We start from the raw sequence: 20,453 nt of genomic DNA on the forward strand, positions 1-20,453 counted from the left end.
TTTATTTATGAAAACAAAAATATATTCAATTATTTCATTTTTGATGTTATTCTGCTTTATTTCCTGTAATAATATTGTTTCAGATAAAGCTGAAGCTAATAACGAAGAGGTTTCTGTATCTTTTAGTTTTGGATACAGCAGGGCAATTATTTCTGTGGCAACTCCTGAAAATTATGAATACTCTCTGAAGGGAACCTTTAATGGTGAAACAACAAACTTTTGTAGAAAACTATCCTATACAGACTTTTTGCAAAAAACGTTTGGTATCAAATGTGGTGAGTGGACTTTTGAAATTACAGCATATGATGAAGACAATGCAGTTTTTTCAGATTCACAAAGCGTTACAATCGCTAAAGGTTCAAATAACATTAATTTTTCCCTTCATACAATTCCAGGTGGATATGGTAGTGTTTCTGTAAAGCTTAAGTTCCCGGACAACAAAGGCGTTGCAAAGGTAACTGCTGCACTTTATGAAGATATAACTGCTGCTGATAGCGGAAGATCTTTAACTTTGGCTTCTGATTCAAGCGTAACATTTTCCTATGATTCTGTACCGAGTGGAAAAACACAGATTATTAAATTCTTTTTGTATGACAGCAATAACTTTTGCATAGGAAACTATAGTGAAAGTGTTTTTCTTGTAGCAGGAGACAGTGTCACTGTTACACGAAACCTTGCTGCATTAAATTCTTTTACAGCTACTGTTAGTCTTACTCTTCAAGACCAGCCATATAATGACAGCTTTCTTATATTAAAGGCTGTAAAGGATAACAGAGAGTATACTCTGCAACCAATACCTGCATCAAATTCATATACTGCAAGTTTGCCTCTTGGAGTTTACAATGTTTATAAAGTAAGCGGAGATACAGGTGTAACTTTGACTGTAAGTGCAACTGGTAACTCGAGTGCTGTTGTGAATGTTGAGTCGCCAGAATATAATGCGACTGTAGATTCTATAGAACAGGTCCTTGCTTCATTAACCGGGGAAGAAACAATTATTATTGATGGAAATCTATCAAATAGTGAAATAAGCGTAATACGTAATGAAATTAATAAATCTAGTTATCCTGTAAAACTCGATTTAAGTTATGTACAAGGATTAGAAAAATTGTCAAATTATGCTTTTTATGACTGTACAAAATTATCATCAATAAAACTACCATCTTCAGTAACTTCTATTGGGGAAAAAGTATTTTCCGGTTGTAAAAGATTAGAATCAATAGAAATACCAGATTCAGTAACTTCAATCGAATGGGGGGCATTCCAAAACTGTACAAGTTTAGAATCAATAGAACTACCATCTTCTGTAACTTCAATAAAGAATCGGGCATTTGATGGCTGTACAAGTTTACAATCAATAGAAATATCAGATTCATTAACTTCTATTGGGGAATGTGCATTTTTCGGTTGTAAAAGTTTAGAATCAATAGAAATCCCAGATGCAGTAACTTCAATTGGTGATTCTACATTTAATGGCTGTGAAAAATTGGCCTCAATAAAACTGCCATCTTCATTAACTTCAATCGAGGACTTGGCATTTAATAACTGTAAAAGTTTAGAATCAATAGAACTACCATCTTCAGTAACTTCTATTGGGGAAAAAGTATTTTCCGGTTGTAAAAGTTTAGAATCAATAGAAATCCCAGATTCAGTAACTTCAATTGGTGATTATACATTTAAAGGTTGTGAAAAATTAGCCTCAATAAAACTGCCATATTCATTAACATCAATTGGAGATAGTGCATTTTTTGGCTGTAAAAAGTTAGAATCAATAGAAATCCCAGATTTAGTAACTTCAATTGGAGACTCGACATTTTATGGCTGTGAAAAATTAAAATTAATAAAACTCCCAGATTCTGCAACATTAATCGGGAAAAAGGCATTTTACGCTTGTCGTTTAGAATCAATAGAAATCCCAGATTCAGTAACTTCAATTGGAAATAATGCGTTTGAAAACTGTTTTATTTTAGCTTCAATAACAATCCCATCTTCAGTCACTTCTATTGGGGAATTTACATTTTCTAACTGTGATAGTTTAGAATCAATCGAAATACCATCTTCAGTAACTTCCATTGGAAATTCTGCTTTTGAGTACTGTGAAAGCTTAGCGTCAATAGAAATTCCATCTTCAGTTACTTCACTTGGGAATTCAGCATTTAGAGGTTGTAAAAATTTAGCCTCAATAAAACTGCCATATTCATTAACATCAATTGGAGATAGTGCATTTTTTGGCTGTAAAAAGTTAGAATCAATAGAAATCCCAGATTCAGTAACTTCTATTGGTAAATTTGCATTTTATAATTGTGCAAGTTTAACATCAATAAAAATACCATCTTCAGTAACTTCAATTGAAGCTGCTACATTTGAATTATGTGAAAAATTAACAACAATAGAAATACCAGATTCAATAACATCAATCGGAGAATCTGCTTTTGAATACTGTGAAAGTTTAGAGTCAATAGAAATTCCATCTTCAGTTACTTCACTTGGGCCTTCTGTGTTTAGTTGCTGTAAAAAATTAACTTTTATAAAGATACCAAATGAAATAACTTCAATTGAATATTCAACATTTGATGGCTGTGCATCATTAACATCAGTAGAACTACCATCTTCATTAACTTCTATTGGGGGATTTGCATTCTCCGGTTGTAAAAGTTTAGAATCAATAGAAATCCCAGATTCAGTAACTTCAATCGGAGCTTATGCATTTAAGGATACAAGTTTAACATCAATTGCACTACCGACGTCATTGACTTCTATCGAGGAATCTACATTTTCTAGATGTGAAAGTTTAGAATCTATAACAATACCGTCTTCTGTAACTTCAATTGGAAGAGGAGCATTTTCCAACTGCTCTAGTTTAACATCAATACAAATACCAGATTCAGTTTTATCAATCGAATCAGAAGTATTTGATGGTTGTAAAAGTCTAGCATCAATAGAAATACCATCAGCTGTTACTTCTATTGGGTATTCAGCATTTGCTGGCTGCTCAAGATTAAAAACAATACAAATACCATCTTTAGTTGTCTCAATCGATGGTCGGGCATTTTATGGCTGTGTAGGTTTAAAATCTATAACCATTCCTGCATCTGTTAACAGCATAGGTTCTTTAGTTTTTGTAGGATGTGCGAATCTTACAGATGTATATTTTGAAGATCCTGATTATTGGTTTATGATAAAACCAACCTGGGAAAAAGAGGCCGTTGATTTAAGTGATTCAAAACTCAATGTGGAATATCTTAAAAGTAATAATTACTGGGAAAAAATAACTGAATAACCCATAGTTCAACAACTATCCCAAAGGACTCCTTGCGGGGTCCTTTTTTATTGAGTTTTCTCTGCTTTTTGTGTTAAAATCAGCTATTCAAAAATAATAATTTAATAATAATCATAGATTTCTTTTTTTGTGGAGCAGTTTATGGATTATGTTTGGATTATTGAGGTGGATTCTTTTTGCGCTGTGATTATGGGAATCCTTTTGTACAGCCTTTTTAAGAATTACGACAGGCAGACAAAACAGCGTTATTATATGAGGGCAATAATTGCCGGGATTGTTTCTTTTTTATGTGATGTAAACTGGGGGCTTATTGAAGGCGGTTTTATTCCGGAGCCTCGAGAGGCTAATTTTCTGACTAATGCGGTTTATGAAATTTCTTCTGTCATGATGGGCTATTACTGGCTTTGTTATGTAGAAACTGCGCTGGATTCAAGGTTTATAAAAACAAAATATCTTAAGCACATTGCTAAGCTTCCGGTAATTATCATTATTGGTGGGGTAATAGCTTCTGTTTATAATGGTGCACTTTTTTATATTGATACCAATAATTTTTATCATCGCGGCGACTATATTATGCTTCATGTTGCAATGTGTCAGCTTTATACAATTATCACGTCTGTTCATGCATTTATAAAATCGCTTGGATGTAAGGTTTGTCTAAAGGCAAAGGAATATAAAATTCTTTCTATGTTTTTGATATTCCCGCTTGTGATTGGAATCATTCAGATTGTTGTGCCTGCTGTTCCAAGTGTGAGTGTAGGGGTAACCCTGGCATTCCTGTTTGTTTATATTGATTTACAAAATCTTTTGATTTCAGTGGATGCTCTGACTGGTCTGAATAACAGAAATCAGCTTATAAGATTTTTAATCCCCAAATTAAAGGCCGGCGCAGATAACGACAAACTTTATGCTTTTATGCTTAATGTAAATAAATTCAGAAATATTAATAATTCTTACGGGCATTATGAAGGCGATATGGCTCTGATTCGCTGTGCAAATGCTCTTAAAGCTGTAAATGATAATACAGCAAATTTTATTGGACGTTATGATAGTGATAAATTTATTATAATAGCTGAACTTGATGATGAAGAAGATGCTATGCGTCTTTGTGAAAATGTAAGACAGGCATTGATTAAAGAATGCGAAAAAGATGGAATTCTTTATGATTTGTCATTTAGTTTTGGATTTGTAAAGCATACGTCAGAAATGAAAAAAATGGAGTCGTTTATTTCTGCAGCTGATAAGAAATTAGCTGAAGCTAAAAAGGAAAAATAAATAAAGGGTGGTTTCATGGGTCTTTGGTGGGGAAAATGGGAGAAACCACCCTTAGAAATACTAATTTAAGAGGCCGAGTAATGCTTCTTTTGGCTGTACGCCTACTGAAGATTTATAGAGCTGGCCGTTTTTGAAAGTTGCAATGAACGGAATGCTCATAACGTTGAATTGCTGTGCCAGATCTGGTTCGTCGTCAACGTTTACCTTGCAAACTTTGATTTCAGGATGCTCTTCTGCGAGTTCTGAAACGATAGGGCCGAGCATGCGGCATGGGCCACACCAGGTTGCCCAGAAATCTACGATAACCGGTTTGTCCGATTCCAATACTTCCTTCTGGAATGTGTCTTTAGTGATATTAAGTTCTGCCATAATTTTATCCTCCAAATGTAGTTGCTGTACACTTAAAACTGTATTGTGTACAATTAAAATATACTCAATTTAGAATGAATTGTCAAGTAAATTGTATGCAATTTAATTAAAAATCAATTGTTATTATTTTTATTTTTTTTCAAAAAAGCTATTGACTATTTTAATATTACCTAGTAAACCTATGGGTAATAGAACAACAAAACACCCGGTAACACGGGTTTAGAAGGAGACTTAAATATGAAAAAAATTATCGCTTTTACAGCCGCAGTATTTGCTGCAGCAAGTTTGTTTGCCGCTTCAATTAAAGTAGGAGCTACTCCAGAACCACATGCTGATCTTCTTAATTTGATTAAAGATGATCTTAAGGCAGAAGGTGTTGACCTCAAGATTATTGAGTTTACAGATTATGTTACACCAAACGAAGCTGTTGAATCAGGTGAAATTGATGCTAACTATTTCCAGCACATTCCATATCTTGAATCATTCAATTCTGAACGTGGATATCACCTTGTAAATGCTGGTGGAATCCATGTTGAACCAATTGCTCTTTATTCAAAGAAAGTAAAGAATATTAAGGATCTTAAAAAGAAAGCTCGTATTGCTATTCCTAATGACCCAACAAACGAAGGCCGTGCACTTCTTCTTCTTGCTGATGCTGGTCTTATTACTCTTGATCCAAAAGCTGGAATCACTGCTACAGTTCAGGATATTACTTCAAATCCTCTTAAGCTTAAGTTCACAGAAGTAGAAGCTGCTTCTCTTCCACGTGTACTTGCTGATGTTGATGCGGCAGTAATCAATGGAAACTATGCAATTCCTGCTGGACTTTCTGCAAAGAAAGACGGACTTTATGTTGAAGGTTCTTCTTCTCCATATGTAAACGTTATTGCAGTAAAAGCTGGTAATGAGAACAAACCAGAAATCCAGGCTTTAGTAAAAGCTCTCAAGAGTGAAAAAGTTCGCAAGTTCATAGAAGAAAAATATCCAAACGGTGAAGTTGTTGTAGTATTCTAATTAAGCGGTAATCGATTACCGAAAAGCGGTGGTTGAGCTTGTCGATGCCACTGGTCTAAATGCCCTGTCGTATAACGGCAGGGCATTTTTATTTGCATTGAATAAATTTAAGTCTTATAATTTTTTATATGACAATTACTATGATTTTTCAGCTGCTGGTAGTTCTGGCAGCGCTTTATGTTGGTTCCCGTTATGGAAGTCTTGCGCTTGGTGCAATTTCTGGAATAGGGCTATTTATTCTTGTGCTTGTTATGGGAATGAAGCCTGGTAATCCGCCGACAGATGTAATCTTTATTATCGTTGCGGCTATTACCTGTGCAGGAATGCTTCAGGCTTCCGGTGGTATGGAATGGATGATTCAGCTTGCAGAAAAACTGCTTAGAAAGCATCCGAATCAGATAATCTTTCTTGCTCCTTTATGTACATTTTTTCTGACTGTACTTGTTGGTACTGGCCACGTAGTTTATACGCTAATGCCGATTATTGCAGATATCTCCCTTAAAAAAGGAATCCGCCCGGAGCGTCCGTGTGCAGTTTCTTCAATTGCGAGTCAGGTTGGAATTACCTGTTCTCCTATTTCTGCGGCTGTAGCTTCTTTTGTTGTAATTTCGGGGCAGAATGGTTTTGACATTAATAACATTCAGGTTATTGCAATTACAATTCCATCCTGCTTGTGTGGAATTATTGCGGCGGCTCTTGTTTCTTATAAGCGCGGAAAAGATCTGGATAAGGATCCTGATTTTCAGGCTCGTCTTGCCGATCCTGAAACTAAGAAATATATGTATGGCTCTGATGCTTCTGTTTTAGGAAATGAAGTTTCTAAGCAGGCAAAGCTTTCTGTGTACATCTTCCTTGGAGCTATTGTAGTTATTGTGTTTTATTCGCTTTTTCAGATTTTTGGTCATGATATCCGCCCTCAATACATTACAACTCTTGCGGATGGAAGTCAAAAAGTTTCGCGGCTTGCAATGAATATCATTATTCAGATTGTTCTTTTGACTGCTGCGGCTTTTATCATCATTTTTGCAAAGGCTTCTCCAAAAAAGGCTGTGGCTGGTGCTGTATGGCAGAGTGGCATGGTTGCTGTTGTTGCAATTTACGGAATTGCCTGGCTTGCAGATACTTATTTTTCAAATTATCTTGGTGTGCTCGAAGGTGGGCTTAAGGGAATTGTAGAGCGGTTTCCATGGACCATTGCCTTTGCTTTTTTTGCAGTAAGTGTTCTGATTAATTCTCAGGGTGCAACTCTGGTAACTTTGCTGCCACTTGCTTATAAGCTGGGAATTCCTGGACCTGTGCTTCTTGGTGTAATGCCAAGTGTTTATGCTTACTTCTTCATTCCAAATTATCCGTCAGATATTGCAACCGTAAACTTTGACCGGTCTGGAACAACGAAGATTGGAAAATATCTCTTAAACCACAGCTTTATGTTGCCGGGCCTTACCAGTGTAATTACTTCGACGATTGTGGGCTCAATTCTGGTGAAGATATTTTATTGATTTTGCAGACGTAATCACAGAAACTGCAGATATCGCTGCACTTGCCGGGGAGCTTTTTTCCCTGTGAGCGCAGCGATTTTTTTATGCCGTGTCGACGGTAGTGAGAAAGGCCTTCTTCGTAGCAGATTTTTATCATGGGGTTTGCGGCGGCTTTTTGCATTATTGTTTCAAAGCTGTCTGTGATATGGCCTATGAAGAGGGCGGGATTTTCGTTTGCAAAGCCGCAGCAGGGAGCTATATTGCCGTCGGCGTGAACGTAGAGAATCTGGCCGGGGCCTTCGCAGTAGTCTTCGCGGAACCAGCGGCGGGCCTGCCAGGCGCGTGAATCGTCTGAAGTATAGGTACGGGGTAGTGTGTAGACGGGGATGGCGGCTGGGGGCGTTGTGGGGGTGTCCCCCGCAGAAGGGGTAGCGAGCAACGAAGTGCGAGCGAGGGGAAGGCTTTCCCCTCCTTTATTTTCATCTTCTACCGTCTGAATATTAATCGAATCTTCTCCAAAAATCTCCTGAACAGCGCGGATAAAAGTTTCCATACGTTCTGCACTCTGGCCGTGATAAGAATCCCAGCTCAAGCCGATTTTTCCGTCGTAGCCGGCATCATAGAGAGTTTGGAGTTTTTCGCAAAGGTCAGCCTCATCTCGCCACCAGTCGCCGTTTGTCATAATCTGGTCAAACATAAGGTCGTGAGAAATTGCCGCCTTTGTCACTTCAATCAAAAAATCCAGATACAAAAAAGGCTCGCCGCCAGAAAAGCCTATGCGGTCAATTACGGGCAGGGGAGCGCCATCCGGGCCAGACTGTCCGGCATTTTCTACGCAGTTTTCAATTAATCTTACGGCATCTGCAATTTCCAGTTTGTGAGGAATGCGGTTTATAAAACAATGCTCGCAGTGGAGGTTGCAGTCGGTAGTTGTAGAAAAGATTATTTCGGTGGGGTGGAAGCCTTTTGATTTCATATAATTATTATGTAAAAGAGGGCTTGTCGGGTCAAGAAGATTTTTATTGACAGCTGAATAGACGTGATATAAAATCTAGTCAGATTGACTAAGACTAAGCTGACTAACTTATATAAGGAGGCCTCTATGTGCCAGATGAATGTTTTGGAAGCAAAAACTAATTTTTCAAAGATTATTGCAATGCTTGAGCGCAAGGAAGAAAAAGAGGTGATTATTGCCAGGGCGGGAAAGCCGGTGGCTAAGGTTGTACTTCTCCCAGAAAAAAAAGACATTGCTTCAAAGCTTGGAATGTTTAAGGATGAGATGAATGTTCCTGATATAGATGATAAAAGTTGGGATCCTTGCGGATGGACTCAGGAAGAACTAAAAGAAATTTGGGGAGATTTGGTTTAATGAATATTTTACTTGATACGCATATAATATTATGGGCGCTTTTTAAGAGAGAAAATTTATCTCAAAGAACTATCGAACTGTTATCGTCTGAAGAGAATACAATATTCTATAGTATTGCTTCGATGTGGGAATTTGCTATAAAACACAGAAAACACCCAAAACAAATAACTCGAAGTGGTGTTGAATTTATGCATTACTGTGAGCAAATGGGCTTTTCAAAACTTCCAATAGAAGATAGACATGTTTGTTCTCTTGAAACTCTTGAACAAAAGGAAGGTTATCCTGAGCATGAAGATCCATTTGATAGAATTCTTCTTGCACAGGCAAAAGAAGATAATATGGTTTTTCTTACACACGACAGAATGTTTCTGACTTATGATGAACCTAATGTTTTTCTTGTCTAATTTTTTACATTGAATTTGTATCTAAAACTCATTATATTTTATTGTATATCGTAAATTTCCCTGCATTGTTTGTGGGGTAAAAAGGAGTTAAACGATGATTAAGACCGTTAAAGACGTTGATTTGAAAGGCAAACGCATTATCATGCGTGTTGATTTTAACGTACCAATGAAGGACGGAGTTGTACAGGATGATACTCGTATCATGGCTGCTCTTCCTACTATTAAATACATCCTCGAGCAGAACCCACGTTCTCTCGTTCTTATGAGCCACCTCGGCGATCCTAAAAAGGACGTAAAAAAGGCTCAGGAAAAAGCTGAAAAGGCTGGAAAGACATGGACAGACGCTGATGCAGAAAAGTTCATCAACGGAAAGAACCGCATGAAGCCGGTTGTAGAATACTTCGCTTCAAAGCTCGGAAAGCCTGTTACCTTCCTTCCAGATGCACTCGGACAGAAGGCTGCTATTGATGCTCTTCCAGAAGGAGCTGTTGCAATGCTTGAGAACGTTCGCTTCCACAAAGAAGAGACTTCTAAAGACGCTGCAGAGCGCGATGTAATGGCAAAAGAACTTGCTACATACGGAGACATCTTCGTAAACGATGCTTTCGGTACAGCTCACCGCGATCAGGCTTCTACTGCTTCTATCGCAAAGTTCATGCCAGTTGAATCTGTTGGCGGATTCCTCATGGAAAAAGAAGTTAAATACATTCAGCCAATGGTAACAAATCCAGAAAAACCAATGACTGCAATCATCGGTGGTGCTAAGGTTTCTTCAAAGATTGCTGTTCTCGAAAGCCTTATGAAGAACGCTTCTACACTCATCGTTGGTGGTGGTATGGCTTATACATTCCTCAAGGCTCAGGGCCACTCAATCGGTAAGTCTCTTGTTGAAGATGACTTCCTCGATACAGCAAAAGATCTTCTTGCTAAGGCTGAAAAAGCTGGCGTAAAGATTCTTCTCCCAGTTGACCATGTTGGTGGTGCTGAGTTCGCTGATAAGGATCCAGTTGCAGTTGATGCAGTTGACCTCCCAGACAACCTTATGGGTATGGATGTTGGTCCTAAGACTGTTGAACTTTACAAGAATGCAATTCTTGCTTCAAAGTCTATCGTATGGAACGGACCTGTTGGAGTATTCGAGTTCGAAAACTTTGCAAAGGGAACTGAAGCTGTAGCTCGCCTCGTTGCAGAAGCAACATCTAAGGGGGCTATGACTGTAGTTGGTGGCGGTGACTCTGTTGCTGCTGTAAACAAGTTCAACCTTGCAGACAAGATGAGCCACGTTTCAACTGGTGGGGGAGCTTCTCTCGAATTCCTCGAAGGAAAGACACTCCCAGGTATTGCTATTTTGGCTACAAAATAAACGTCATCCCGACGATAAAACGTCATCCCGAACTTGTTTCGGGATCTGCATGACATATACGGTGGTTGAGTTCGCTAAAGTACTCAGCCACCGTGTTTTTTTTGGAATTACTATGATTTACAACAACATTCTTGAAGCAATCGGACACACACCTCTTATTCAGTTACAGAAGATGGTTACGCCTGATATGGCACGTGTCCTCGTAAAATTTGAAGGACTTAATGTAGGCGGTTCTATTAAAACCCGTACTGCTTTTAATATGATTCTTGATGCCGAACGCCACGGCCTTATAGATAAAAACACAGTAATCGTTGAACCGACAAGCGGTAACCAGGGAATCGGTCTTGCACTTATTGGTGCGGTTCGTGGTTATAAAACTGTAATCATTATGCCGGACAGTGTTTCAGAAGAACGCCGTAAGCTGGTTAAGCATTATGGAGCAGAGGTTAAACTTGTTCATGACAACGGCGATATTGGTAAATGTATTCAGGAATGTATTGATACTGCTTTTTACATGCAGCATATGGATCCTCATGTTTTTATTCCTCAGCAGTTTGAAAATCCTGCTAACCCGCAGATTCAGCGTGAGCAGACTGCAATAGAAATTCTTGAAGATGTAAATGGTCCAATAGACGGTTTCTGCTCTGGAATCGGTACGGGCGGAACTCTTACAGGAATTGGCGAAGTATTAAAAGAGAAAAATCCCGAAATTACAATATGGGCTGTTGAGCCTGCACATGCAGCAATTCTTAGTGGGGGTAGTGTAGGTACACACCTTCAGATGGGCATTGGTGACGGACTTATTCCGCCGATTTTGAATCAGGAAATTTATGATGACATTTTTATCGTAACAGATAGTCAGGCAATCAGAACAAGCCGCGAGCTTTCACGCAAGGAAGGAATTATGTGCGGCATTTCCAGCGGAACAAATGTTGCTGCTGCGCTTGAACTTGCAAAAGCTCTTGGCCCTGGTAAAACTGTTGTTACTGTACTTCCTGATACTGCAGAACGATACTTCAGTACTCCGCTTTTCGACGAGGATGTGGAGTTTTAATCAGTCTTAAAGGTATTGCTATTTTGGCTGTAAAATAATATAAATAGTGCATAAAGCAAAAGGCAGAGACGCCAGTTCTGGCGTCTCTGCCTTTTTTTATTTAACAAAAATTTCCTTAGCTTGTGGAGGCTTCTTATGAATGGTATTGTTGACGCATTGTGGGTAGCAGTGTCGGGGGCACTGGTATTTTTTATGCAACCGGGATTTTCAATGGTGGAATCTGGTCTTACCCGTGAAAAAAACAGCATAAATGTCGCAATAAAAAATCTGACAGATATCGGTATATCTCTTTTTGTTTACTGGCTTGTTGGTTTTGCATTGATGTTCGGTAAATCTGCCGGAGGATTCTTAGGTCTCACTGGATTTATTCCTGGTGCAAGCGGAAATATTGATTTTAATACTGGTACATTCTTATTTTTCCAGGCAATGTTCTGTTCAACAAGTGCAACTATTGTTTCTGGTGCTGTTGCAGAACGAATGAAGTATTCTTCTTATATCATTTCAACTTTTCTGATGTCACTGATTATTTATCCGATTTTTGGTCACTGGGCTTGGGCAGGTATTCAGCCTTCATTTATTTCTGATGCTCAAGGCTGGCTTAATAAAATCGGATTTGTTGATTTTGCGGGTTCTACTGTAGTTCACTCAGTTGGTGGTTATGTCGGACTTGCCGGAATTATTGTTCTTGGTGCAAGAAAGGGACGTTTCCCAAAAGGTGAAAAGCCTCGTAATATTCAGGGCTGTGATGTTCCGATGACAGTTGCCGGTGTATTTATTTTGTGGTTCGGCTGGCTTGGCTTTAACGGTGGTTCAACACTTGCCTTCAATGATATAGTTCCTCAGGTTCTTTTGAATACCTGTATCGGAGCTGCAACCGGTATGCTTTCTGCTTTATTTACAGGCTGGGCATTTAAGAAGATTCCTGATGTAAACTTTGTAATTAACGGAACTCTTGCAGGTCTTGTTGCAATTACAGCAAACTGTCATTGTGTTACACCTGGTGCAGCTGCAATAATTGGTGCTGTCGGTGGGCTTGTGATGCTTGCCGGTTCTTTCCTTCTTGAAAAGTTTAAGTTAGATGATGCTGTAGGTGCGGTACCTGTTCATCTTTGTGCCGGTATCTGGGGAACTCTGGCCGTAGGTATCTTTGGTCAGCCGGAACTGCTGGGGACAAATCCTATTTTTGGAAGTCAGTTCCTTGCCCAGCTTATAGGAGTTGCTGCTTGTGGAGTCTGGGCTTTTGGTCTTGCTTTTATTGGTTTTAATATTTTGAATAAGATTCTTCCTCTTCGTGTTTCTTCTGAAGATGAAGATAAGGGACTTAATATTGTTGAGCATGGAGCTTCTACAGAAATTTTTGACGTGTATGCAAAAATGCAGGAGCAGGCAAAGACTGGAGATCTTTCGGTAAGATTGCCTGTTGAACCTTTCACAGAAATAGGACAGATTTCTTCATTATATAACAGTGTTATGGAAAAGCTGGAAGAATCTTCAATGACAGAAGAAAGTTTTGGAATTCTTATGAAGTCAATTCCATATGCGCTTTTTATGCTTGATGCTGAATGGAATATTAGTCCTCAGTATTCTGAATCTACTCCGCGTATTCTTGGATGCCCTAACCCTGAAAATTACAACTTCCTGCTTCTTATGGCAAGAATTCTTCCGCGTGATAAGACTCAGGCTTTACAGAGATATCTGGGAAATCTTTTTTCAACAGATTTTACTCAGGTTGGGGTAGAGACTTTGAATCCTATTCGAGAGATTCCTGTTTCAATACGCACAGGTGGCGCAGATGGAAAGATTGTTAAGAAGATTATAAACTTTGAGTTCTCACGAATTTTAAATAATCAGAAAACAAAGGTTCTGCATGTAATTGTTCATGCAAAGTAAAGTGAACTGATGAGTGACCTTCGGGCTTGTCCCGAAGGTCTTTTTATTTTAAAGATTTCAACATCTTCTTGTTTTCATACATTGCCTGATCGGCACGTTTGAATACATCACAGAAGCTGGTATCGCGTCTGTGGTCATAAACTGCAAAGCCGGATGCAAATGATTTCTTTTCAAAAAGTGGAACATCTTTGTTAATTTCTCTTATAGATAAATCATCTACAGTCTGTTTAAGTTTATCAATTTTTTCGTAATCGTCATTCTGCAGAATAATTACAAATTCATCGCCGCCGATTCTGAAAACCGGACTATGTTTAAAAATATTGCAGATTGTTTTACAACAGGAGATTAAGTATTTATCTCCCACTTCATGGCCAAAACTATCATTTACAATTTTGAGATTATTAAGATCACATTCACAGACTGCGAATTTTATGCCTTCTGCCTTGCATTCTATCATTTTGTTAAAATCTTCAACAATATCATTATATGAAACACGGCTATGAACTTTAGTCAGGGCATCATGATGAGAAATCTTTTTTTCTACGTTGATTGTTTCAATCATAACATGGCGCAGCATATTCTGAATACAGATATATAATAATACTGCGGTAACACAAATACTCATGTATCCGGAATTGATTTCCCCATTTATTGTATTTGCTGCCTGTCCAACAATCATAATAGAAGTAATTAAAAGAATGTTTATAAGGTATCGAATTTTTGCTCGGATACCATTCAGAATAAAAACAAAAAGTACATATATAAAATCTAAGACACAAAATAAAAGATATGACCAGTATGCATTGCCTCTGTGAAAAATACTGTCAGAATCAATATAGAAAACAATTCCAGTGAAAAGAGAGATAACCTCTATAATGACATTGAGTGTCATAATTATCAGCATTGGTTTTACAGACTTTCTCATTCCGCTGCTTCGTGCAAGACAGATTCCAAGGTAAGGGGAAATACAGAATTCTGTAAAGGTTATAAACCAGTGAATCTTTTGAGAAAAAAGATTTGTCTTATCTGATAATACACCGCAGTATTCAAAACATGCTCCGATAGCTGCAAGAATAAAAGTAATTCTGAACCATTTTATGTCATCTTTATTAAGAATAGTATTCTTGCCGACATCGATAGCAAGGATAATCATACTGAGAACACAGATTATTATTGTAACTGTATAATTCGGATCCATATTTAGATTTCTCTTACTACTATTATAAACTACATTTTATGAATTTTACAAAATAAAGTTTTTCTGTTTATGTGCTTTTATTAACAACTTGTTAATTTCTTTGCTTTAGTTCTGTTTCTGTGATATAATAGATGTCTGATAGTAATACTATCAGTAGTATCACTATCACAGGAGTCTCTTTTTATGAATGATGTTCGTGTTATCGAGGTAAAGGAAAATATCCTTGCCGACAACGACAAAGAAGCTCAGATTCTTCGTGATAAACTCAAATCTAAAAAGACCTTTCTTATGAATCTGATGTCGTCTCCGGGGAGTGGAAAAACAACTACGCTTCTGCGTACTGTTGAACAGCTAAAAGACAAAATCAAAATTGGAATAATGGAAGCAGATATTGATTCTGATGTTGATGCAAAGACTATGGCCAGTGCCGGCGTAAAGTCTATTCAGCTTCATACGGGTGGTATGTGCCATCTTGATGCTGCAATGACTGAGCAGGGCTTGAATGAACTGAATTATGATGGACTTGATCTTGTTGTGCTTGAAAACGTAGGAAATCTTATCTGCCCGGCAGAATTTGATACAGGGGCAGCTAAAAATGTAATGATTCTTTCTGTTCCGGAAGGTCATGATAAGCCGCTTAAATATACTTTAATGTTCAGCAAGGTTGATGCCCTTATCATCAACAAAATTGATGTAGCACCTTATTTTGATTTTGATATGGACAAACTGCGCGAATATGTGCTCAAACTCAACAAAAATGTAAAAATCTTCCCGATTTCTGCAAAGACTGGGGAAGGTGTCGAAGAGTGGTGTCAGTGGTTACTTGATGAGGTAAATGCTCATAACAAGTAAAAAACTTCCGTCATTGCGAACCGAAGGTGAAGCAATCCATATTGTAGATTGCTTCGTCGCTTCCGCTCCTTGCAATGACGTAAATAAAGAGGAAATCAAACATGGCAGAAGTTAGACCTTTAATTCTGGAGCTCGGTCAGAAAATTACAGATCGACTCGGTAGAAAAATAAATGAAAATGACCCTGAGTACTGGGGATTAAATGAAATCGTAACAGACGAGATGGCAGAAGTTGCGCTCAAAATGGATGTGCGTAAAACTGTTACTCTTTCTCAGCTCGTAAAACTTACAGGTAAGTCGGAAGAATATCTTGAAAAAATCATGATGGATATGGCAATTGCCGGTCTTATCGAATATAACTGGGAAAATCCAAAACGCGAAAAGCAGTACATTCTGCCGATGTTTGTTCCAGGTAGTGCTGAGTTTACAAACATGAATCAGAAGCAGCTCGAAGAGCATCCAAAGCTCGGACGCTTCTTTGACCGCATGACCTTTGAACCTCTTACTAAGGTAACTCCAATGGTACCGGAGGGAGGGGCTGGTATTGGTATGCACGTAATTCCTGTTGAAAAGGCAATTGAAGCAGAAAACACAAGTGTCAGCGTAGAACACATTTCTCACTGGCTCGATAAATATGATGGAAAATATGCTGCATCACCTTGTTCATGCCGCCTTAGCCGCCGTACTTACGAAGAAGGCTGTGCCGATGATCCTGAAGACTGGTGTATCGGTGTAGGCGATATGGCAGATTACCTTGTAGAAACAAAACGCGGTCACTATGTTACCCGCGAACAGGTTTATGAGATTTTGCAGCGCGCAGAAGACAACGGCTTTGTTCATCAGATTACAAATATTGATGGTGAAAATAAGATATTTGCTATCTGTAACTGTAACGTAAATGTCTGCTACGCTCTCCGTACTTCTCAGCTTTTTAATACTCCAAATATGTCACGCTCGGCTTATGTTGCCAGAACCGAAAGCGACAAGTGTGTTGCCTGCGGACGCTGTGTAGAATACTGTCCGGCCGGTGCGGTTAAGCTTGGTCAGAAGCTCTGTAAAAAAGACGGAAGCCGTGTAAGCTATCCAAAGCACATTCTTCCTGATAATCATAAGTGGTCAGAAGCAAACTGGGATGAAAACTACCGCGATACTGCGCGCATCAACTGTTATTCAACCGGTACTGCTCCTTGTAAAACTGCATGTCCTGCACACATTGGTATTCAGGGCTACTTAAAGATGGCAAGTGAAGGCCGTTACACAGAAGCTCTTGAACTGATTAAAAAGGAAAATCCTTTCCCTGCAGTTTGTGGACGTATCTGTAATAAACGCTGTGAGGCTGCATGTACACGCGGCACAATCGACGAAGCTATTGCTATTGATGAAGTAAAGAAATTTATTGCTCAGAAGGATCTGGATGCTAAGGTTCGTTTTATTCCTAAGAAGGTAATTCCTTCGAACCGCGGCGAGTTCAGCCAGAAGATTGCAATTATCGGTGGTGGACCGGCAGGTCTTTCATGTGCTTTCTATCTTGCAGAAAAAGGTTACCGTCCTACAGTATTCGAAAAGAACAAGGTTGCCGGTGGTATGCTTGTTTACGGTATTCCATCATTCAAACTTGAAAAAGATGTAGTTGCTGCCGAAATCGACGTAATGAAAGAAATGGGCGTTGAAATTAAGACCGGCGTAGAAGTTGGAAAAGACGTAACAATCGCACAGCTTCGTGAGCAGGGCTACAAAGCCTTCTATATTGCAATCGGATGTCAGGGTGGCCGCAAGGCTGGCGTTCCTGGTGAAGATGCAGAAGGAGTAATGACTGCTGTAGACTTCCTGCGCACGGTTGCAGATGATCACGACTTTAAGGTAAGCGGCAAGACTGTTGTTGTTGGTGGTGGTAACGTTGCAATTGATGTTAGTCGTACTGCATGGCGCTGCGGTGGAACTGATGTTCAGCAGTTCTGTCTTGAGCAGCGTAATGAAATGCCTGCTACTGTTGAAGAAATTGAAGAAGCCGAGGAAGAAGGAATTAAGATAAACTGCGGCTGGGGTCCAAAAGAGATTCTGACAAAGGAAGGTAAGGTTTGCGGAATCGTATTTAAGAAGTGCGTTTCTGTAAAAGACGAAACAGGCCGTTTTAATCCAAAATATGATGAAGCTGATACTCTTACTGTTGAATGCGATAATGTTTTCCTTTCTATTGGACAGGCAATTGTATGGGGCGACATGCTTGCTGGTTCGAAGGTTGAGCTTGGCCGTGGAAATGGTGTGGTTGCCGATGCTGTAACTTACCAGACTGCAGAACCTGATATTTTTGCAGGTGGTGATGTTTACACAGGTCCTAAGTTTGCTATTGATGCAATTGCTGCCGGTAAGAAGGCTGCGGTTTCTATTCACCGTTTTGTACAGCCTCATTCAACCTTGACAATCGGCCGCGACAAGCGTGAGTTCATTGAACTTAATAAGGAAGATATTCTTGTTGAAGGATATGACAATACACCACGCCAGGTTCCTGGTTCAAAAACTACAGACAGTAAGTTTGCAGAAACAAAACTCTGCTTTACAGAAGAGCAGATTAAGAAAGAAACTGCCCGCTGTTTGAGTTGTGGTCAGAGTATTGTTGATGAGAACAAGTGTATTGGTTGTGGTGTTTGTACAACTAAGTGTGCGTTCGATGCAATTAAACTTCACCGCGAGCATCCAAAGGCAAGCAGAATGACTAAGAGCGAAGATAAACTCAAAGCAATTCTGCCAAACATCCTCAAGCGCGAAGTAAAGATTCTGTTGAATCCGAATAGAAATTCAATGGAGAAGTAAAATTACCCTGACAAAGGAGACATATATTCGTCATTGCGAGCGTAGCGAAGCAATCCATTAAATAGATTGCTTCGTCGCTGCGCTTCTCGTAATGACGCGTAAAATTATGCACGAACTAGGTATCGTCTTTCACGTAATCAAGCGTCTCGAAAATCTTGCCGCCGAACAGAACCTGCAGCAGATTCAAAGTGTAACGCTTGAGCTCGGAGAGGTAAGTGGAGTAGTACCGGAGTTTCTTGAAGACGGCTGGAAGTGGGCAGTGAAAAAATCTCCCATTATGGAAAATGCCGCCCTCAAAATAGAAACTCTTCCTGCCGTAAGCTTCTGCAATGTCTGCGGTAAGACTTACGGCACGGTTGAAAATGGTAAAACTTGTCCGCACTGCAAAAGCGAAGATACGGTTTTGCAGACGGGCAATGAAATGAATATAAAGGAAATTGAAGCGTGTTAGGAGGTATATGACATGTTATTTCAACTTTATGGATCAACAGTAGCAACTCAGTTGCTTGGTTGGTGTTTAGTTTTCCTCGGTCTCATTCTTTTGAATGAACTTGGTAGAACAAAGTTTGGTGGTGTTCTTGTATTCTTCATCGTTCCTGCTGCATTGACAGTTTACTTTATTGTAGCTGCTATCGGAAAGAACTCATTTGCCTCAGAATGGTATGTAATTAAGTATATGGGCGGCTGGTTCCATTATGCTAAGTTGTATGCCGCGACTATCGGATGTATTGGTTTTATTTTCCTTGCAAGAAAATGGACTGCTCTTGGAAAAGCTGAATGGTTCAAATGCTGGCCATTTATTATCGTAGCTATCAACATTCTTATTGCAGTAGCTTCAGATTTCGAATCTGCTGTCAAAGGTGGAATCTCTGGTGGCTGGTGGGTATCAAACGAAGGTGTATTCCTTTACGGTGGATGGTGGAACCTTCTCAACGGTCTCGCAGGTATCATCAACATTGCTTGTATGACTGGATGGTGGGGAATCTACTCATCAAAGAAAGGAAAACTCGAAAAGCAGGATATGCTCTGGCCTGATATGACATGGATGTTTATCATTGCTTATGATGTATGGAACTTCGAATATACATATCTGAACCTTCCAACACACTCATGGTACTGCGGTCTTGCACTTCTTCTCGCTCCAACATTTGCAGCTACATTCTGGAACAAGGGTGGCTGGATTCAGAACCGCGCATTCACTCTTTCAATCTGGTGTATGTTCGCTCAGGTTGTACCATTCCAGTTGACTAAGCCATTCTCTGTACTCCCTTCTGTTTATGCAGGAGCTCCTCAGGACGGAACTGGTGCACAGGCTCTGTATGATGCTTCTATGGCTATCTACAATAATCCTGCAATTGCCAACAACGGACCTGAAGTTCAGCAGGCTATCGCTAAGATGGGAATTACAGCTGATCCAAAAGCTCAGGGTGTAATCGCTGTTCTTGCTCTTGTAATCAACGTTCTTGTTCTTGCTGCTATCTGTAAGAAAGCATTTGCTACAAAGACAAATCCATATACAAAAGAGATATGGAAAGGAACAAAGGATTTCGAAGAAGCTATGGCTCGCGCTGAATAAAAAAAATCCCCGGTTTTGACCGGGGATTTTTTTATGCCAGTGCGGCAAACAGTATATCTACTGAAAACATAAGGGCTGTACCTAGTACAACTCGTAAGGCAGGTCTAAAACGGCCTGCTTTTTTTATTTCACTTTCAGATTTCTGTGATTTTTTCCATGCGAAATAACATATAATTCCCCAGACTGCAGTAACAACAACAGACATTGTTGTTCCTACTGTTGCAATTTCGTGAAGCATAACTGCTGTATCTTCTGGAGTTTTAAGTGCAGTAAGGAATGGCGGATAGAAAGTAACTTCGCCATGATAAATGTGTTCTGCGGCGAGAATTACACTTCCTCCATAAAGCATCTGCTGAAGAACTGAGATACGGTTTTTCCATTCAGGTTTATCTTTTAATGCAGTGTGTTTGATTACACTTGTTACAATTGCTTCTGCTAAAGGCGCGGTAAAACAAGCCATATAGGCCTCCTTATATTTAATATATAACTAATTCATTATATCATATATCTGATAGTAACGC

Annotated in this window: 17 protein-coding genes; 13 read left to right on the forward strand and 4 right to left on the reverse strand. The window is 39.2% G+C overall.

Annotation, left to right across the window (positions count from 1 at the left end):
• Positions 1-7 precede the first annotated feature (7 nt).
• Both AABJ44_RS04920 and AABJ44_RS04925 read left to right on the forward strand, forming a co-directional pair.
• A complete protein-coding gene (locus AABJ44_RS04920) occupies positions 8-3,280 on the forward strand; it encodes a leucine-rich repeat domain-containing protein (protein WP_338370823.1) in 3,273 nt (1,090 codons plus the stop codon).
• Between the two features lie 141 nt (positions 3,281-3,421).
• Positions 3,422-4,555, forward strand: coding sequence for a GGDEF domain-containing protein (locus AABJ44_RS04925; protein WP_338370825.1), 1,134 nt, complete (start codon positions 3,422-3,424; stop codon positions 4,553-4,555).
• 60 nt (positions 4,556-4,615) lie between these two features.
• Here AABJ44_RS04925 and trxA read toward each other — a convergent pair whose 3' ends face one another.
• On the reverse strand, positions 4,616-4,924 hold the full coding sequence (trxA, locus tag AABJ44_RS04930; RefSeq protein ID WP_338370827.1) for a thioredoxin: 309 nt from the start codon (positions 4,922-4,924) through the stop codon (positions 4,616-4,618).
• Positions 4,925-5,161: 237 nt separating this feature from the next.
• Here trxA and AABJ44_RS04935 point away from each other — a divergent pair, with 237 nt between their 5' ends.
• Both AABJ44_RS04935 and AABJ44_RS04940 read left to right on the forward strand, forming a co-directional pair.
• Complete coding sequence (locus AABJ44_RS04935; RefSeq protein ID WP_074645691.1) at positions 5,162-5,938, forward strand: MetQ/NlpA family ABC transporter substrate-binding protein; 777 nt, start codon at positions 5,162-5,164, stop codon at positions 5,936-5,938.
• A gap of 128 nt (positions 5,939-6,066) precedes the next feature.
• Positions 6,067-7,437, forward strand: a complete 1,371-nt coding sequence (locus AABJ44_RS04940) for an anaerobic C4-dicarboxylate transporter (protein ID WP_338370828.1) — start codon at positions 6,067-6,069, stop codon at positions 7,435-7,437.
• Here the strand turns inward: AABJ44_RS04940 and AABJ44_RS04945 are convergent.
• Entirely contained in the window at positions 7,391-8,392 is a 1,002-nt protein-coding gene (locus tag AABJ44_RS04945; RefSeq protein WP_338370829.1) for a radical SAM/SPASM domain-containing protein, read from the reverse strand. The two genes, AABJ44_RS04940 and AABJ44_RS04945, sit on opposite strands and share 47 nt — an antisense overlap.
• Positions 8,393-8,518: 126 nt before the next feature.
• On the opposite strand from AABJ44_RS04945, the gene AABJ44_RS04950 reads away from it, so the two are divergent.
• The 5 genes from AABJ44_RS04950 (at position 8,519) to AABJ44_RS04970 (ending at position 13,496) form a co-directional block, all read left to right on the forward strand.
• A complete protein-coding gene (locus tag AABJ44_RS04950; protein ID WP_338370830.1) occupies positions 8,519-8,785 on the forward strand; it encodes a type II toxin-antitoxin system Phd/YefM family antitoxin in 267 nt (88 codons plus the stop codon).
• Positions 8,785-9,189, forward strand: a complete 405-nt coding sequence (locus AABJ44_RS04955) for a type II toxin-antitoxin system VapC family toxin (RefSeq protein WP_338370832.1) — start codon at positions 8,785-8,787, stop codon at positions 9,187-9,189. Before AABJ44_RS04950 ends, AABJ44_RS04955 begins: the two co-directional genes overlap by 1 nt.
• Before the next feature lie 94 nt (positions 9,190-9,283).
• Complete coding sequence (locus AABJ44_RS04960) at positions 9,284-10,552, forward strand: phosphoglycerate kinase (protein ID WP_338370834.1); 1,269 nt, start codon at positions 9,284-9,286, stop codon at positions 10,550-10,552.
• Positions 10,553-10,664: 112 nt separating this feature from the next.
• On the forward strand, positions 10,665-11,606 hold the full coding sequence (cysK, locus tag AABJ44_RS04965) for a cysteine synthase A (protein ID WP_074645694.1): 942 nt from the start codon (positions 10,665-10,667) through the stop codon (positions 11,604-11,606).
• Between the two features lie 135 nt (positions 11,607-11,741).
• Entirely contained in the window at positions 11,742-13,496 is a 1,755-nt protein-coding gene (locus tag AABJ44_RS04970) for an ammonium transporter (protein WP_338370836.1), read from the forward strand.
• A gap of 43 nt (positions 13,497-13,539) precedes the next feature.
• On the opposite strand, the gene AABJ44_RS04975 is transcribed toward AABJ44_RS04970, so the two are convergent.
• Positions 13,540-14,694, reverse strand: a complete 1,155-nt coding sequence (locus tag AABJ44_RS04975; RefSeq protein ID WP_074645681.1) for a GGDEF domain-containing protein — start codon at positions 14,692-14,694, stop codon at positions 13,540-13,542.
• A gap of 183 nt (positions 14,695-14,877) precedes the next feature.
• Between AABJ44_RS04975 and hypB the strand changes: the two genes are divergently transcribed.
• The 4 genes from hypB (at position 14,878) to AABJ44_RS04995 (ending at position 19,932) form a co-directional block, all read left to right on the forward strand.
• On the forward strand, positions 14,878-15,546 hold the full coding sequence (gene hypB / locus AABJ44_RS04980) for a hydrogenase nickel incorporation protein HypB (RefSeq protein WP_338370840.1): 669 nt from the start codon (positions 14,878-14,880) through the stop codon (positions 15,544-15,546).
• A gap of 101 nt (positions 15,547-15,647) precedes the next feature.
• Positions 15,648-18,356 (forward strand): FAD-dependent oxidoreductase, encoded by a 2,709-nt coding sequence (locus tag AABJ44_RS04985; protein ID WP_338370841.1) that lies wholly within the window; start codon positions 15,648-15,650, stop codon positions 18,354-18,356.
• 106 nt (positions 18,357-18,462) lie between these two features.
• Positions 18,463-18,807, forward strand: coding sequence for a hydrogenase maturation nickel metallochaperone HypA (locus AABJ44_RS04990; protein WP_338370843.1), 345 nt, complete (start codon positions 18,463-18,465; stop codon positions 18,805-18,807).
• Positions 18,808-18,819: 12 nt separating this feature from the next.
• Entirely contained in the window at positions 18,820-19,932 is a 1,113-nt protein-coding gene (locus AABJ44_RS04995; RefSeq protein WP_338370845.1) for a DUF5692 family protein, read from the forward strand.
• Between the two features lie 31 nt (positions 19,933-19,963).
• Here the strand turns inward: AABJ44_RS04995 and AABJ44_RS05000 are convergent, their stop codons facing one another.
• Complete coding sequence (locus AABJ44_RS05000) at positions 19,964-20,392, reverse strand: hypothetical protein (RefSeq protein ID WP_074645641.1); 429 nt, start codon at positions 20,390-20,392, stop codon at positions 19,964-19,966.
• Positions 20,393-20,453 lie beyond the last annotated feature (61 nt).

Source organism: Treponema bryantii, from assembly GCF_036492245.1.
Classification (GTDB): domain Bacteria; phylum Spirochaetota; class Spirochaetia; order Treponematales; family Treponemataceae; genus Treponema_D; species Treponema_D bryantii_C.